Source organism: Fictibacillus iocasae, assembly GCF_042665465.1.
Classification (GTDB): Bacteria; Bacillota; Bacilli; order Bacillales; family Fictibacillaceae; genus Fictibacillus; species Fictibacillus iocasae.
In genome coordinates this window covers 103339-119426 of record NZ_JBHTCP010000013.1, presented here as the reverse complement: position 1 = coordinate 119426, position 16088 = coordinate 103339, and the positions used below count along the sequence as shown (strand labels likewise).

Annotated in this window: 14 protein-coding genes and 1 riboswitch; of the genes, 6 read left to right on the top strand and 8 right to left on the bottom strand. The window is 48.9% G+C overall.

Annotation, left to right across the window (positions count from 1 at the left end; translation table 11 throughout):
• Window positions 1-176: 176 nt before the first annotated feature.
• Window positions 177-878 carry a VOC family protein gene (locus ACFQPF_RS07255; protein ID WP_379748062.1) on the top strand — a complete coding sequence of 234 codons (702 nt, stop codon included), beginning with the start codon at window positions 177-179 and terminating at the stop codon, window positions 876-878.
• Between the two features lie 20 nt (window positions 879-898).
• Complete coding sequence (locus ACFQPF_RS07250) at window positions 899-1312, top strand: thiol-disulfide oxidoreductase DCC family protein (RefSeq protein WP_379748060.1); 414 nt, start codon at window positions 899-901, stop codon at window positions 1310-1312.
• A gap of 207 nt (window positions 1313-1519) precedes the next feature.
• Here the strand turns inward: ACFQPF_RS07250 and ACFQPF_RS07245 are convergent, their stop codons facing one another.
• The gene (locus ACFQPF_RS07245) at window positions 1520-1687 is read right to left on the bottom strand and encodes a Spo0E family sporulation regulatory protein-aspartic acid phosphatase (RefSeq protein WP_379748058.1); all 168 of its coding nucleotides are present in this window, start codon (window positions 1685-1687) and stop codon (window positions 1520-1522) included.
• A gap of 217 nt (window positions 1688-1904) precedes the next feature.
• Window positions 1905-2543: a transposase gene (locus ACFQPF_RS07240; protein WP_379748056.1), complete on the bottom strand. Its 639-nt coding sequence runs from the start codon at window positions 2541-2543 to the stop codon at window positions 1905-1907.
• A 279-nt stretch (window positions 2544-2822) separates the two neighbouring features.
• Between ACFQPF_RS07240 and ACFQPF_RS07235 the strand changes: the two genes are divergently transcribed.
• Window positions 2823-3500: a spore coat protein gene (locus ACFQPF_RS07235; protein WP_379748054.1), complete on the top strand. Its 678-nt coding sequence runs from the start codon at window positions 2823-2825 to the stop codon at window positions 3498-3500.
• Between the two features lie 56 nt (window positions 3501-3556).
• Here the strand turns inward: ACFQPF_RS07235 and ACFQPF_RS07230 are convergent, their stop codons facing one another.
• Window positions 3557-4915: a S8 family serine peptidase gene (locus tag ACFQPF_RS07230; protein WP_379748477.1), complete on the bottom strand. Its 1359-nt coding sequence runs from the start codon at window positions 4913-4915 to the stop codon at window positions 3557-3559.
• A 218-nt stretch (window positions 4916-5133) separates the two neighbouring features.
• Between ACFQPF_RS07230 and ACFQPF_RS07225 the strand changes: the two genes are divergently transcribed.
• From ACFQPF_RS07225 to ACFQPF_RS07215, 3 genes are all read left to right on the top strand, one after another.
• Entirely contained in the window at window positions 5134-5874 is a 741-nt protein-coding gene (locus tag ACFQPF_RS07225) for a YdcF family protein (RefSeq protein ID WP_379748052.1), read from the top strand.
• Between the two features lie 246 nt (window positions 5875-6120).
• Window positions 6121-7005, top strand: coding sequence for an ATP-binding protein (locus ACFQPF_RS07220; RefSeq protein WP_379748050.1), 885 nt, complete (start codon window positions 6121-6123; stop codon window positions 7003-7005).
• A gap of 120 nt (window positions 7006-7125) precedes the next feature.
• Complete coding sequence (locus ACFQPF_RS07215) at window positions 7126-9039, top strand: vWA domain-containing protein (protein ID WP_379748048.1); 1914 nt, start codon at window positions 7126-7128, stop codon at window positions 9037-9039.
• 68 nt (window positions 9040-9107) lie between these two features.
• Here the strand turns inward: ACFQPF_RS07215 and ACFQPF_RS07210 are convergent, their stop codons facing one another.
• The 5 genes from ACFQPF_RS07210 to thiC all read right to left on the bottom strand — a co-directional run bounded on the left by ACFQPF_RS07210 (window position 9108) and on the right by thiC (window position 15715).
• On the bottom strand, window positions 9108-9275 hold the full coding sequence (locus ACFQPF_RS07210) for a hypothetical protein (protein WP_379748046.1): 168 nt from the start codon (window positions 9273-9275) through the stop codon (window positions 9108-9110).
• Window positions 9276-9502: 227 nt separating this feature from the next.
• Window positions 9503-11929, bottom strand: coding sequence for an EAL domain-containing protein (locus ACFQPF_RS07205; protein WP_379748044.1), 2427 nt, complete (start codon window positions 11927-11929; stop codon window positions 9503-9505).
• Between the two features lie 60 nt (window positions 11930-11989).
• Window positions 11990-13564 carry an N-acetylmuramoyl-L-alanine amidase family protein gene (locus tag ACFQPF_RS07200; protein WP_379748042.1) on the bottom strand — a complete coding sequence of 525 codons (1575 nt, stop codon included), beginning with the start codon at window positions 13562-13564 and terminating at the stop codon, window positions 11990-11992.
• A gap of 197 nt (window positions 13565-13761) precedes the next feature.
• Window positions 13762-13959, bottom strand: a complete 198-nt coding sequence (locus ACFQPF_RS07195; protein WP_379748040.1) for a hypothetical protein — start codon at window positions 13957-13959, stop codon at window positions 13762-13764.
• Window positions 13937-15715, bottom strand: coding sequence for a phosphomethylpyrimidine synthase ThiC (gene thiC, locus ACFQPF_RS07190; protein ID WP_379748038.1), 1779 nt, complete (start codon window positions 15713-15715; stop codon window positions 13937-13939). Before thiC ends, ACFQPF_RS07195 begins: the two co-directional genes overlap by 23 nt.
• Window positions 15716-15865: 150 nt before the next feature.
• Window positions 15866-15980: riboswitch (TPP riboswitch) on the bottom strand.
• Between the last annotated feature and the right edge of the window lie 108 nt (window positions 15981-16088).

Genomic DNA, 16088 nt, shown 5'->3' with positions numbered 1-16088 from the left:
ATAAATATCGTTTTTTTATTCGCTGTATTGTGGATAAATATGTGGATAACATGTGTGTGATTTGTGGATATATCGCTGAAACATGTTTGGGGTCCGGTACACTTATTCAATATTCCTTCATATGCAACGAAAAAAGGAAAAAGTACCGGACCCCCAAAATACTTAGGAGATGGTGTATGTTTTTTGATCATATGGTGATTTTTGAAAAAGGGGATTTGAAAAAGAGATTGGAGAAGCTTCATACAAACGGCGTGCCTGCATCATTAGGAGGCAGACATGAAGATTGGGGTACTGAGAATATTCTTCTTTATTTTGGACTCAGTTATATTGAGTGGCTTGGAATTGAGGATTCCCAAAAAGCGGAAAGGTCAGATAACCCTTTAGTGCGGAAGCTGTGTGCCGCACCCAAAGGACCTGGGCATTTCGCGATACGAACAACCAGCATGAACGACCTGCGTGATGCGTTTATGCAGGAAGGCATTCACACCATTCATCTTCCTGGGAAACGAAGAAGAGCGGACGGAAAGCTTTTACAATGGGAGCTATTATTTGTGGAAGAGGAGCATGCTTTCTGGCCGTTTTTTATTCAATGGAAGGAAAGCGATGAATCAAGGCTGCAGGATTTGATACTCAATGGCTGGACGGAAGGGGAGGGGGCATCACCTGCTAAAATCGAAGAGATTGAGATTGCAGTAGACGATGTAATTCAAACGGCCGAGCGGTGGCACAGACTCTTGTCGCTACCTCTAAACGAGTGCAATGAAACCTATGCTATCTTAAAATTAGAAGGCGGGAATATTAGACTCATGAAAGCAGCACCAGACGAGCTAGAAGGTCCGATCCAACTTAAGCTTACAACAGGAAAAGTAATGAAATAAACGAGTGGAGTGAATGAGTGATGCACGAAACAGAGCACAAGGAGCGGGTTGTTATCCTTTTTGATGGAGTATGCAACATGTGCAATGGTGCGGTTCAATTCATGTTGAAGCACGAAAGAGACCATCGACTGCGTTTTGCTGCTATGCAGTCAGAAACAGGGGCTAAACTGCTGGCTTCACACGGTTTGCCCTCTAACCAGATGGATTCCTTTGTCATAATTAAAGATGGCGTGGCTTATACGAAGTCCGATGCGGCGGTACAAGCGGCCAGCCACTTAAAATATCCATGGCGAATTGCAGTGCTGGGAAAAGCCATCCCACGCGGCATACGCGATATGATTTACAGCTACATAGCGAAAAACCGGTACAAATGGTTCGGCAAAAAAGAGACATGCATGCTGCCGTCACCAGGAGTGAAGGACCGGTTTATTTAGCACCATCAAGCGGGGCCTACCTGATCAATAAAAACCTAAAGGGGTCCGGTACTTCCAAAAAATAAAAGCGTGAAAATGCCCATTTAGCAAGGACAGAAGAAAGAAAACAAGACCAAGGTACCGTACCCCTGTTATTAAAAGAAGAAAACCGGAATGTCCTTATCTTCTTAGGTAAGGGTTTCCGGTTTTTTTATGTTGAAATATGATTTAGGCTGCGCTGCAGACCTCATTATACGTATTTAATTTTTCATCAAGCAGCTGACTTAGCTGGACGAGCAGCGGATCAGAAAGGTTGTCCACTTTTTTGCTGAACTCATACATCGTGATGCGAATGGCGTCTATCTCTTTGACTAAAACGAGCACTTGCTTACTCATATCCATTCCCCCTCTTTTTCCATAACAATCAATGGAAGTTCTACTATTATTATATACTATATTTAGTATGGTTGTAAGTTTTTTCTACAAAATGTAGAAAAATGTTTAATGCGCATGTTCACATACATTTTGTATCGGGTCCCGTATTGGGGTCCGGTACAGAAACGGCTCATAATGGTTGGAAATCCAGAAAGGACGAGGCTTTTTATACAAATGATCATAGGCTCGTACCGGACCCCTTATGGGTGCTCTTCACGCTTTTGGCCACCGATATGGCAGCCGTTTTGGTCTTTCTTTCGTTCACCGTTGCGGGTATGGCCAGCTCGAGAGGGAACTCGGCATATTTTTGGTAGGCTTCCCCTGAGCTGTGAAAGTAGGTGAGGATAAGGGACGTGTCTACAAGTGAGCTTTCGGCGTCGGTAACATAATATTTATAGCTACTGTAAGGATAATCGATTGGCATGTCAACGATATCGGCGCGGACCGGATTCAGATGGATATAACGGCTCGTTTCAAGAAATTGATCCAGTTCCTCAATCAGGTGGGCTTTATATCGGCCTTGGAACACGTGGCCTGAGGTTTCATACTTTTTGTTAAAATACATGGCGTAAAGCTGATGTACGGATTTCATAAAAGCGGATGGCGGCTCTTCGTCGCATTGCACCTGAAGATGAACATGGTTGCCCATCAGACAATAGGTGAGGATGTTGACAGCATGTTTGAATGCATACGTATGGAGAAGATTGAGGTAAGTCACGAAGTCTTGTTTTCCGATAAAAATGGGCGCTTTCCGATTGCCTCTAGTTGTCAGATGATACATTGCGCCAGGATACCAAATACGGTGCTTCCTTGGCATGTTATAGCTCCTTCCAAATAGATTGAACTTTATTGTAGCGTTGATTAAGAGGAAAGAAAAATGGTGCAGTACCCAAAATCATGCCTGTTATTCCTCGCTTTTAAGTGATTGCTTTAAGGCATATGCTCCAAAACCATGCAGGTGGCTATCTTTTTCGGCAATTTGCTGCAATTTTTTTGTCGTTTGCTGGCTTATTTCCTCGGAAATGAAAGATGAATAAGGATGGCTTTTTTGTTAGAGAATAATCCCCGAATGACTATCGCTTGGAGGTAATCGACAATGGAAAACCAAAACCAAAACCCAATGAATGGAACAGGCTTGAACCCTATTCAGCCCCAAAACCCGGCATTTTTGCATGAGAACATGCATACAGGACAGGTTGGACCACGCCATAACCATGGCGGTCACGAGATGTTCGATGTATCTGAGATTCTTTCTGGTGCGATTGGGACATTGAATTTATTTACACTGTGCAAGCAGCATATTAAGGATGCAGAACTGAAGCAGATTGTGGAGAAGCAGTACCAGTTTATCTGTCAGGAGTACAATGCTTGCCTGCAAGCATTTCAAACCGGCCAGGACCCTGAGATGAGGACACAGTCATACAATATGACACAAGAGAATAATTGGACATATGGCATGAAAAGCGGCGGACAGCCGCAAAAGCCAGCTGCTTCAGTCAATGAACTCAACGATCAGGCACTTTCTGCCCTCATGCTTGGTACGGTAAAATCAAACGCATCACTGAGAGGGATGGCAACAACGGAGGTTTCCAACCCTGTTTTGCGCCGTGTACTTGCTGATAGTGTGCCGAACTGGATCGAGATGGCGTACGAACTGTCCATCTGGCAGAACAAGAACCATTATTACCAGGTACCGCAGCTGGCAGAGCAGGATATGGACCAGATCATGAACGGGTTTGCCACTGCACAAAACAATCAGCCTCCGCTTCAATAAAACAACAAAGAGGGGTCCGGTACACTTGGTACCGGACCCCTTGTTTTGCTTTATTTTTATTGAAGAGCGTTAACAGCGTTCACAAGTCCGAAGCCAGATTCGCCGTCATAGCCTGTTTTGAACACATCGTCAGAAGAGCTTTGTAGGATGTGCTTCACCTGCGAAGGAGATAGCACATCTTTTCCATGCTGTGCGATGATTACGCCCGCAAGTGCGGCTACCTTTGGAGCAGCCATGGACGTTCCTGCTTTGTAGCCATAGCCGCCGCCAGGGACGGTAGCGAGGCAAAGCTTCGTTCTATCAGCATCAAGAGGATTGCGTGTCTCAGCGTACTTTAATCCGTAATCGCCGCCTGGCGCCATCACATCAATTTTTCCGACTCCATAGTTTGAATAGAATGCAAGGTTTTTCGCTTCGCCGCCAGCAGAAACACGGATCAGTGTCTGAGAGCTCGGGCTGCGGTGGGTCGCACCGTTATCGTCGCCAGAGAGCTTGCCAGGGCTTGAAATGTCTACACCGTTATTTCCGGCAGAGCCGACAACGGTCACCCCTTTCTTGATCGCGTACTGAATGGCGCGGTTGAACAGACGCACGTCCTCGACCGTGTCTTTTGTTGCATAATCAGGATTCTGGAACCAGTCATAGCCGCCCAGGCTCATGTTCACGACATCCACATTGTCATCCGCTGCTGTCATGAGGGCGTTGGCGATATCAGCTGTAGCGGCTCCGCCAGTCGGACCGAACACGCGGTAAGCGGCCACTTTTAGATCAGGACCGATTCCCATCGTACGGCCTTTTGCCGCGATAGAACCCGCTACGTGCGTGCCATGGCCGTTCTGATCCATCGCATCAGGAAACCCTGGCACAAACGATTTACCGTATGCATAATTGGCTTTTAGATCCGGATGGTTGTAGTCGATTCCTGTATCGACTACCGCTACAACGATATCCTTGCCGTCAACGGATTTTCCTGTTCCGCCTGGCAAGCTCCATGATGCCCCGTTTTTCGTTACTTGTTTAATATCCCACTGAAGTGCTTGATAAAGATCACCAGTCGCTAGAGTGGCATCGAGTTCCTGCTCGAACACCGGTGCGTCAGGCATGATGGTGTTCTCAACGCCCGCTTCTAAAACGGCGCTCGATCTTTCAATCTGCGACTCAAAATCTGGATTAGCGGAAGTGACCTGTACCGCGCCCATTTTCCCTATCGCTTTTTTAATAGAACCGCCTGCATCCGTGATTAATTTTTCATAGTCTGCAGGAAGTGAACTTTCACTTTTGAACAAGACAAGAAATGGTTTTGATTCTGCTGCTTTTGCCTCATGACTAGGTGCGCCAAAAGCCCCTAAAATCATAGTGGCTGTTAAACTAAGTGAAGCAAGCATTGTTTTTGTGTTCTTTTTCAACCCATACACGTCCTCTCTAATTTGCATACTGCTTTAATTTGACAAAATATTCTGATTTCCCTTGAGTCTATTTTCCTGAATATGTAGACAAGCAGTGGGCATTTTGTCACGATAGGCGTAACGCAATCAATTTAGGGGTCCGGTACGCGAAATGGACATCTTTACGCGATTTTCCGCTTGGGGTGGACAAATCGGCTGTTTAATTTAGTGAAATGAGGCGAATAGTGGTGAGGAAATGGTTATGGATAGTTGGGGCAGGGAGCGTCATCTATGCGCTGGCGATGGTAGCGCAGACAACGAATATGGACGCAGGTCTAGCATTTTTTCTTGTTTTGGGAATGCTGCTGCTCACGGCGGCTAAATGGTTCGAACAAAGTGTGGGATGGTATAGAAAGCATCGTTTGGCATTTTGGGCAGCCGGGGTATGTGCCTTTGCTGCTGTCATCGTTTTGGAATCTTTTATTCTCACAAGTGCCGTTACCGATCCTAAAAAGGTAGACAGTCGTGCTGAAACGATTCTCATACTTGGAGCCGGAACGAAGGATGGCCGTCCTGGCGCTGTACTGAAAGCAAGGCTTGATAAAGCGCTCGAATTCGATTCTCTACATAACAAAGGGCTGTTCGTGGTTAGTGGCGGAAAAGGTCTCGGGAAAAAGGTCAGTGAAGGCCAAGTGATGAAAAATTATTTAATGGATAATGGGGTCGAAGAAGAGCGCATCATCATTGAGGATAAAGCGACGAGCACGCATGAAAATATAGCATATGCCACCCAGCTGATAGAAAAAAGGAGCCGAAGCGGCAAACTGCTTATCGTAACAAGCGACTTTCACTTGTTTCGTGCCAAATACATCGCTAAAAAGCAAGGCATCAAAGCAGAAGGATTAGGCGCTCCTCTTCGTATTTCCTCGATTCCGCAAGCGCATGTAAGAGAATACTTTGCCATCATCAAAACACTCATTAGCTCTTAAATAGTTAATTTTTTAGGGGGGTCCGGTACGCGAAATGGACATTTCTTATATTTTGTACGGGTGGAAAAGACAAACTCACTTCAGCCCTTGCTAGAAAGGCAAATGAAGCAGCATCTTCATCCCAGTTTTGGGAAACCATTCGTAATAGTACCGGACCCCGGAAGTGGTGTGCTAAAATAACAGTCAGCTATTGAGGCTATACTGATGACAAATGATTAGATTAGTGAACAATGAAAGGATCTATAGATGATGAAATTGAACCTGCCTGAAATGCTTCAAAAACAGATGAATACAGAACGCGCTGAACGAGATAAGAACCTGCAGCCTGTATATAAGGAACTGATCGGCAGTGCGGGATATACAGCTCCTGATGAAAACATTGTGGAGGATGCGGTTATCGCACTCGCGATGGGGAAGAACGTGCTGTTGAAAGGACCGACGGGCTCTGGTAAGACGAAGCTCGCGGAGCTATTATCCTATCTTTTCGGCCAGCCGCTGCACCAGGTGAACGCGTCTGTTGATTTGGATGCAGAGGCATTGCTCGGACACAAGACGCTTTCCTACCGTGAAGGTCGGCAGGAAATTGACTTTATTGCAGGTCCTGTCACGAAAGCGGCAGAGCTTGGGCATTTTTTATATATTGATGAAATCAACATCGCGAAGCCAGAAACACTGCCGATTTTAAACGGCATGCTGGATTATAGAAGAACGATCGCGAATCCTTTTACCGGTGAAGTGGTGAAGGCGAAGCCAGGATTCAACGTGATCGCTGCGATTAATGAAGGCTATATCGGTACGGTGCCGCTAAACGAGGCGCTGAAGAACCGCTTTGTTGTGATTGAAGTCCCTTATATTCAAGGCGACACGCTGAAAAGCATGCTGAGCAGCCAATCGCAGCAGGGGGACGAAGACGTGCTGTCGAAGTTCGTACAGCTGTCGGCGGATCTCGTTTCACAGGCAAAAGCGGGGCATCTTTCAGAAGAAGCGGCATCAATTCGTGCGTTGCTGGATGCGGCGGATCTATCCGTCTATATGCCGCCAAGACGCGCGGTTCAGCGGGCGATCGCGGATAAGCTTGAAGACCAGAGAGAAAAAGCGCTTGTCAGCAACGTAGCCGGCACGCTGTTTTAAAAAGGATTTAGTCGTTTTTAGTCGGGGTCCGGTACACCGCCGCAATGAACCGCGTATGACAAGGGGTCGTGCGGTGGGTGTACCGGACCCCGGTATTGACTCCGAACGGAGGGTTTGAAGGTGAAATTTTTAGTTTTTGCGGATACAAAGATTGATTCACTCGTGCAGATGCAGCTGATTGACTTGGCGCGTGCTCTCTCGAAGGATGACAAGATGGAAGTCGAGTTTTCGTTTCATTCTTATCTGGAGCGCCACCTATCTGCCGTGCATGTGAGCCAGTTCTGGAATCCGTATCCGAAAGAAATGCAGCTGCAAGGCTGGAAATCAGACGTGTATCTGCGGGCTTACGGGGCGTTTTATTATACCGATGACCAGGTGATTTGGCAGACACTGCAGGGTTTGTCACAGCATCCGCAAAAAGAATTTCTGAAGCAGATTTTGATGTTTTCAGAGGATTTCCGTCTGGAAAAGTGGTGTGTCGCTGACCGTCAGGGAATGCAGGAGGCGTTTGCCGTACGTAAAGAGGCGTATTTGGTGCATTACAGCCGGCAATATCGCCAGCACATGCAAGCCAAGCGCTGGATAGACGCACTTTTTTGCCATATCGTCCTGCTGGCTAACCGCCGATTTGCGGCAGTGCCGGACACTCTGCAAGAATTGTACAAGCAGCTGAGGCGCCCGCTTGGTGAGTTGGGAAAAGCAGAATCAACAGCCGAAATAGCTGAGATCATTTTGAACATAGCAGATATACTGTCACAGTCGAATCTTCCAAACACTGACATGTCCACTGCGTATTTTTCGTTTGCGGATCGTGCTGAAGGTGAAGACGGTGAAACGTTTAACGATTTGACTCGTGAAAATGAGAAAAAATCGGGGGCGAGTAATAGAATCGATGATGATCAGAACGAACAGGATGAAGGAAAGAAGGAGGCGTATTCTTCTTGGCACGATGAAACGTCCGACCCGCAGGATTCGTTTTTGCAGATGGATCTAGACCAGGGGACGAGTACGGATTTGCTAGGGGAAGGTGCGCGTAAGGCGGAGAGTGGTGATCAGGTGTTCGGAAGCGTGCAAGCGAGCGCTCAGTCGGCGCAAGGAAACGATTTTTCTGAAACAGCCGATGCACAAGCGGAAACAGACGGCACCATACCAGGAAGTGGCGACGCGCCAAACCCATATGGCCATGTGAACCGCCATGTGACCGAGCACCACAAGCAGGCGGAGCCTTCGGATACAGACGAGCTTCTCCAATACGACGCGATAAAAGCGGAAGTCACTCCGTTTGTTTCCAAGCTCAAGCAAAGCTTCCTGAAAACGATGGAGCACAAAAAGAATCAGCCGGCGGGTGACCTGCATTTTGGCCGCCTCGGAAAGAAGCTGATCCGGCTGGTGACGGATGACAACCCGCGCCTTTTTTACAAAAAACAAGAGTCTCAGCAGGAGCTCGATACGACATTCACGCTGCTCGTGGACTGCTCGGCATCGATGTTCAACAAGATGGAAGAGACGCACAAAGGGATCGTGCTGTTTCATGAAACGCTTAAATCGCTGAAGATACCGCATAGTGTCGTCGGATTTTGGGAGGACGCGGCAGATGCATCCGCCACAGAACAGCCGAATTATTTTCAGGAAGTGATTTCGTACCGCAGCTCGCTCTATCAAAACGGCAGCAGCATCCTGCAGCTCGAGCCGCAGGAAGATAACCGTGATGGCTACGCGATACGGCGGATGGGAGAAGAACTGCTGAAGCGTACCGAAAAGCAAAAGTTTCTGCTCGTGTTCTCAGACGGCGAACCGGCGGCGTTCGATTATGAGACGCATGGGATCATGGATTCGCATGAGGCGGTGCTGAAAACGCGTAAGCAAGGCATCGAGACGCTCGGTATGTTCATCGCCAATGGCGAAGTGACGGAAAAAGAAGAGCAGCTGATGCAGAACATATACGGCGCGCAGAGTGTCGTCGTTCCTGATGCGAGCCAGCTGACCGAATATTTGATGCCCGTGCTGCGAAAACTGCTGTTTAAACTGCTATAACGAAAAGAGAAAAGGGGTACGGCACCGATCAGGACATCCCAATTGGTACCGTACCCCTATTATGTTAACTAGCTTTCAAGCATCTGAAACCAGCTGGCGAGTGCGGCGAACACTAAGAATGTGCTGATGAGAGTGGCCAGCCAGTTCGGCAGGATAAAGCGGATGATCGAAGTCAGTACGAGAATTAACACCATGGCACCGAATAAGATCCAGATGGCAGTCATGCTAAATGGCATCGCTGTTCCCTCCCTATTAAACGATTTCTGTTAAAAATTACCCGTTCCCCTCATCATCAAAACTAACGAGCTAGCCCGAGCCTCTAACCATAACGGCCAGCAGCACAAAGATAACTTGGCTGGCCCCAAATCTTACGCGCTCAAATCGACCATGACCATAGTTACAAAACTAACGATGACCTCCACTTTACGAGTGCAAAAAAAACCCGCAGAATTTTTCTGCAGGTTCAGGATAATACCGTTTTATGATTTTTCAATAGCTTGTCCATGTCAGCCGAGGCGATAGGCTGGCTGAAATAGTAGCCTTGTGCTTCATTACATTGGCGCTGCTGCAGAAATGAGAGTTGTTCCTGTGTCTCCACGCCTTCTGCGATCACTTTTAAGTCCAGGTTATGAGCCATAGTAATGATCGTTTCGACAAGCGAAGCATCTTTCGGATCGTTGTAGATGTTGCTTGTAAAGCTGCGGTCAATTTTCAGCGTATTAATCGGAAAGGTCTTTAAATAGCTTAAAGAGGAATAGCCGGTTCCAAAATCATCAATGGAAAGATGAATCCCCATATTCTTCAGCTGCTGCATTTTCTCAACCGCATGTGTCGAATCCTGAATGATGCTCTCTGTAAGCTCGAGCTCCAGATAACGAGGCTCGAGTTCTGTTGTGTTCAGGATATTCTGCACCATGGCCACGAGCTCGTTTTGCTGAAACTGGCGGGACGATATGTTAACAGAAATCCGAATGGGAGGATGGCCTTCTCTCTGCCATTTCTTGTTCTGCAGGCAAGCTTCGCGCAGCACCCATTCGCCGATCGGCAGGATCAGCCCGGTTTCTTCGGCGATCGGGATGAACTCGGCAGGTGAGATCGTTCCCCATTCCGGATGATGCCAGCGGATAAGAGCTTCTGCCCCGGTGAGCGTACCTGTCCGCACATCAATCTGCGGCTGATAGACGAGCTCGAACTCCTGTTGCTCTAACGCTTTTCTCAGGCCGATCTCCAGCTGCATTTCTTTCATCACACGATCGTTCATTTCGGGTGTGTAAAATTGAAAATGATTTTTCCCCTGCTCTTTGACGCGATACATGGCGATGTCCGCATTTTTGATCAGCGTTTCCATGTCTGCGCCATCAGAAGGGTAAACAGAAATCCCGATGGAAGGGGTAACATATAATTCGTAATCATCGACCCAGATGGCACTATCAAACTTCGCCAAAACGGTTTGTGCGGTTTTCATGATCTTATCGGCAGTCGTGTCGGCAAGCAGCAGGATGAATTCGTCACCGCCCTGGCGGCAGACCGTATGGCCGGCACCTGTGCACTGTTCAAGAATTTTAGCGATCTGGATGAGCAGCTGATCCCCAACGGCATGGCCGAGGGTATCATTAATATATTTGAACCGGTCAATATCAAGGAACAGAATGCCAAGATTCGTCTTATGCTCACTCGCCTGCTTCAGTGCATGTGAAAACCGGTCACTGAGCAGCATGCGGTTAGGCAGCCCTGTCAGCGGATCAAGATAGACGAGCTGGTTCATTTTTTCTTCTGTGCGTTTTCGTTCTGTAATGTCCCGGATGATGCTGCTGAAATATAGAAGCTTATCCTCACTCCATGCTGCAAGAGACAGCTCGATCGGAAACACGCTGTCATTTTTTCTGCGGCCCTCGAGTTCCACACTGCGCCCGATCACATGCGGAGTAGAAGTCTCAAGATACCGCTGCATCCCCTTCGAATGAGCTTCCTGATATTTTTTAGGAATAATGATAGATAGCGGACTGCCTAGCGCTTCCTGCTTCATATACCCAAACATTTTTTCAGCGCCTTCATTCCACGAAATGATACGTCCGCTGCTGTCACTTAAAATGATCGCGTCGTTTGCCGATTCGATGACTGAGCGGAATTTCCTTTCAGAGAGCTGTGTCTGGTGTTTAAATCGCCGGTCGATAAAGGTGCTGATAAACACAAACCCCAAGATGACAAGAATACCGGAACCGATCGGTATGGCGAGCAGCATTGGTTCGATCGGAATGCCTGTCGTTTGATGGTGATCATGCGGAACAAAATCAGCAGAAGCCATCCCTGTATAATGCATGCCTGATATCGCCAGCCCCATGACGAAAGCGCTCACGACCTTGCGCCACTTGATCTGGCTCGTGCTTTCGTATTCGGTATAAAACAGCAGATATAACGCGGTGATCGCCGCGATAAAGGCAATGATGACAGACGCCGTGAAAAGAAGAGGATCATACTCGATGACAGCGCCCATCTTCATCGCCTCCATGCCGAGATAATGCATGCAAACGACGCCTGCCGCGATGAAAAGGCCGCCAAGCAGGATCTGCGCCCTTCTCATAATCGGCTTGCTAATCAAGAAAAAAGCAAGGGCAGACGAAGTGACCGCGGGCAAAATGGAAATAAGCACAGCGTTCATCTGATACGAGACCGGTATGGAAAGGTGAAATGCGAGCATCGCGATAAAATGCATCGACCAGATTCCAAGCCCAAGCGCCAGCGAGCCGGTCACGAGCCACATATAGCGGGCAGAGGTGTCCGTCTTTTTGATCTGTCCGGCCAGCTCGAGTGAGGCATAGGACGAAAGAATAGCGATCACAATGGAAAGCAGCACCAAAGGCAAGTGATACGTATGAGTAATAGCCTCCATTAAAATGACTCCTTATGTGTAGTGTTGAGAACCATGATTGAACTACGGCTCGTAGCCTGCTTATTGAAAATACTGCATCAGTCCAGCTGCGATAGCCGCTGAGGCTCTGGATTGAAAGAGTGAACCCCGAACTACTTGTTCATCATTGGCATTTGATAAGAACCCAAGCTCAACAAGAACAGAAGGCTGTTTGTTCGTTCGCAATACTTGAAAATTGCCGATGCGCATTCCTTTCGCTGCAATGCCCGTCTTTCCTGCCGATAGCGCCTTGTCGATCGAGCTGGCGAGGGCATAATCTTTGTTTCCGTAATAAAAGGTGAGCAGACCGTTCGCCCGGGTGTCATAAGCAGAGTTATAGTGCAGACTGACGAACGCATGCGCAAAATGGTAATGACTCACATGCACACGAGAGGAAAGAGAGACATACTGATCGCTGCTTCGAGTCATAATAACCGTCGCCCCTGCATTTTCGAGCTGTGTCGCGAGCAGGCGCGCGGTGGTCAGCGCGAGCATCGCTTCATGCGTGCCGTAGGCTTTGCCGACTGCACCAGGATCGGCTCCTCCGTGTCCCGGATCAATGACAATGCGCTTTCCTTTTAAATTGATGTTAACAGGAACCGGCGGCTGAGGAGATGTAGGTGGTACAGTCCCGCTTTTTGTTGAAACAGACGCGAGCCAGCCGGCAATCCAAGCCTTTTTTCCGCCTTGCAGCGAGATGTGCACCCAGTCGTTCTGTTTTTTGATGATTTTAAACGTATCTCCCTGCTGTGCCGTACCGACCACGATAAACGATGTCGATGGACCGCTCCGCAAATTTACGTTATCGTAGAGCACGGTCAGTGTGTCACCGCTGACAGGAGTGGCCGGCTTGCTTGGCGGAGGTGTCCTCGGCGCCGATGCTCCGCTCGTTTTTTGGATATATGAACCGTTGACCCAGCCTTTTAATGAACCGGACTGGACGTTCAGCCATCCGCTGCTTTCCTGTAAAATCGTCACGCTGCTGTTCTGGGTGAGTCCGCCGATAATGGTTCCGTTCAAGCTCGGCGAGGTGCGCACATTCAGATAAGATGCGGTTACCGTGCCGGTGTTCTGCTTTTTAACAGGCTTTCCTTGAGGCGGCGTTGCTGTTTTTTTATCTATAAGGATATAGGCAGACGAAACCCAGCCCGAAAGGCGGCCTGAGGTAATGTTCGCCCAGCCGTTTTTCTCTGCTGTGATCGTCACTTTAGCTCCGCTCTTAAGGGATCCTGTGATGCTCGCTTTTGTATGCGGCTGACTACGGACATTAAGAGAAGATGCCGTAACCGTTCCTGCTTTATTAGCTGCAGCCGTTACGTGGTGTGCTTGGTTCGCAGCAGTCAAAAAAGAAGAATGTACCCAGCCGTTTAGGTCCTTGTAGAGAATCTGTGACCAGCCGTTGCTCTCGGCGATTAGCTGAACCGTTTCTCCTTGTGGGACAGAGCCGATTCTCTCACTAGCTGTTCCAGGAGCTGATCTCACATTCAAGTTCGTTGCCGTAACCGTTGCCTCAGACGACGTGCGTCCATTTGCTGCGCCATGTGAAGCGATAGAGGAAACGCATAAAAAAATAACGAAAAACAAGACCAATGCCTTTTGATATGGATGAAGCTTCACCTTGTCCACTCTCCCTTTGCCGAAGTCAATAGTTGTGTTGTAGTTATCGGCACAATTCAGCAGATTTTTAGGCAAAAAGGGAGGGAGATGGGGTCCGGTACTGATGGGGTCCGGTACTTCATGACAAAATCGTGATAAAGTCGCGGATTTCCTGGTTATGGTACCGTACCCCAAGGTTTTTAAGGTTTTATCTCTCCTTACACGTTAGGAAACCGGCAGATGACGGCCTCGGTATAGCCGCACGACAGGCACGTGCGAATGTCGCTCTCGGACGTTTCAACAAACACATGGCGGCACTGGGTTTGCAGTGTGTGCACCTGCTCCTGCAGCTCACGCACCTTGGCGAGCAGCGCAAAAACGAGCACTGTGCAATTACGTGTACAGTCTGCCGCCATTTTCCACGAACTCCTTTGCTTTTCGTTTCATCCCTTTTTCTGCGTCTTCCAGCATCACACCACCGCCGCCGTCTCCCGTGCCATGAGTTTTCCGGATATTGTGCGAGATGCGCATCGAGCAAAATTTCGGACCGCACATTGAGCAGAAGTGCGCCGTTTTCGCTCCCTCGGCGGGCAGCGTTTCGTCATGGTACTCGCGTGCACGCTCCGGATCGAGCGACAAGTTAAACTGATCTTCCCACCGAAACTCAAACCGCGCTTTTGAAAGGGCGTTGTCACGGATCTGCGCCCGCGGGTGCCCTTTGGCCAGATCTGCCGCATGCGCCGCAATTTTATAGGCGATCACACCTTCCCGCACATCGTTTTTATTCGGAAGGCCAAGGTGCTCTTTCGGCGTCACATAACACAGCATCGCCGTCCCAAACCAGCCGATCATCGCCGCACCGATCGCAGACGTGATATGGTCGTATCCTGGTGCGATGTCAGTCGTGAGCGGCCCGAGCGTATAAAACGGCGCCTCGCCGCAAATGTCCATTTGCTTGTCCACGTTTTCTTTGATCATATGCATCGGCACATGTCCTGGTCCTTCGATCATCACCTGTACATCATGCTTCCAGGCAATTTTCGTCAGCTCGCCAAGCGTCTCGAGCTCAGCAAACTGCGCCTCATCGTTCGCGTCGGCAATGGATCCCGGACGCAGCCCGTCACCGAGCGACACGGCAATGTCGTACGCTGCTAAAATCTCGCAAATCTCTTCAAAATGCGTATATAAAAAATTCTCCTCATGATGGGCGAGGCACCACTGGGCGAGAATCGAACCGCCGCGCGACACGATGCCCGTTGTTCGTTTTGCGGTCATCGGAATGTACCGCAGCAGCACACCGGCATGAATCGTAAAATAGTCCACGCCCTGCTCCGCCTGCTCGATCAGCGTGTCGCGGTACACGTCCCACGTCAAATTTTCCGCGATGCCGGACACCTTTTCGAGTGCCTGGTAAATCGGCACCGTGCCGACCGGAACCGGCGAGTTGCGGAGAATCCATTCGCGGGTCGTGTGTATGTTCTTTCCTGTCGAGAGGTCCATGATCGTATCCGCACCCCAGCGTGTCGCCCATGTCATCTTTTCAACCTCATCCGCAACAGAAGATGTGACGGCCGAGTTGCCGATGTTCGCATTGATTTTCACATGAAAGTGGCGGCCGATGATTATTGGCTCGAGCTCTGGATGGTTGACGTTGCATGGGATGATGGCACGCCCTGACGCGACCTCATCACGCACGAACTCCGGCGTCATTCCTTCGCGCACCGCGACAAACGTCATTTCAGGCGTAATAATCCCGCGCCTGGCGTAATGCATCTGAGTCACGTTTCGGCCAGATGCCGCACGGAGCGGACGCCTGCCGTTTGACGGAAACTCAGCCGTTCTTGTGGGCGCACTATCATCACGTTTGTAGCCATTATCTTCCGGTATAGTTGTGCGCCCGTCGTATTCCTCCACATCACCGCGTTCCAAAATCCAACTATGGCGTAGTGCAGGCAATCCACGTGTGATGTCAGCACGATAATTCAAATCTGTATACGGCCCGCTCGTATCGTACACGGTGATCGGTTCGTTTTCCTCATGCCCGAGACTGTCGGACGTCGGATGCTGCGAGATCTCGCGCATTGGAACCCGCATACCATTGACCTCGTGATACACCTTCCGGCTCATTGGAAATGGCGATTGCAGCTGTACGTTCACGTCATGCTTGTTCATCAAAAAATTCCTCCTCATTTTTCGTGGTGATTCGGTATTACGCCAAATAAAAAGCCGGGCTCTGATGATTATAGATCAGAGAACCCGGCGGGAATGTGCAAGTAGGCTGCATACGTAGAATGAAGCAGATAGCATGTGAATGTATCGTGCTTCGGCTGCGCCCTGCTTCCCTCCGCTGGCATAATCCAGATCAGGTTCAAAGGGTCAAAGAACTTCAGACGCGTTCTCATCTCAGCCTGGCTAACAGGCACCCCTAGCAGAAAAGCTATGAAATTATGTTTATCATACAAAAGACGGGGCATGTATGCAAGTTTAGTCGGGACCACTAGTCGGGGGTCCGGTACCATGTAATTGAATCACTACCTATACCAGC

Excerpts from the sequence above, each read along its gene's own strand:
- ACFQPF_RS07255 (WP_379748062.1), top strand. The coding sequence starts at position 177 with ATGTTTTTTGATCATATGGTGATTTTTGAAAAAGGGGATTTGAAAAAG.
- ACFQPF_RS07250 (WP_379748060.1), top strand. The coding sequence starts at position 899 with ATGCACGAAACAGAGCACAAGGAGCGGGTTGTTATCCTTTTTGATGGA.
- ACFQPF_RS07245 (WP_379748058.1), bottom strand. The coding sequence starts at position 1,687 with ATGAGTAAGCAAGTGCTCGTTTTAGTCAAAGAGATAGACGCCATTCGC.
- ACFQPF_RS07240 (WP_379748056.1), bottom strand. The coding sequence starts at position 2,543 with ATGCCAAGGAAGCACCGTATTTGGTATCCTGGCGCAATGTATCATCTG.
- ACFQPF_RS07235 (WP_379748054.1), top strand. The coding sequence starts at position 2,823 with ATGGAAAACCAAAACCAAAACCCAATGAATGGAACAGGCTTGAACCCT.
- ACFQPF_RS07220 (WP_379748050.1), top strand. The coding sequence starts at position 6,121 with ATGATGAAATTGAACCTGCCTGAAATGCTTCAAAAACAGATGAATACA.
- ACFQPF_RS07210 (WP_379748046.1), bottom strand. The coding sequence starts at position 9,275 with ATGCCATTTAGCATGACTGCCATCTGGATCTTATTCGGTGCCATGGTG.
- ACFQPF_RS07205 (WP_379748044.1), bottom strand. The coding sequence starts at position 11,929 with ATGGAGGCTATTACTCATACGTATCACTTGCCTTTGGTGCTGCTTTCC.
- ACFQPF_RS07195 (WP_379748040.1), bottom strand. The coding sequence starts at position 13,959 with ATGGCGGCAGACTGTACACGTAATTGCACAGTGCTCGTTTTTGCGCTG.
- thiC (WP_379748038.1), bottom strand. The coding sequence starts at position 15,715 with ATGAACAAGCATGACGTGAACGTACAGCTGCAATCGCCATTTCCAATG.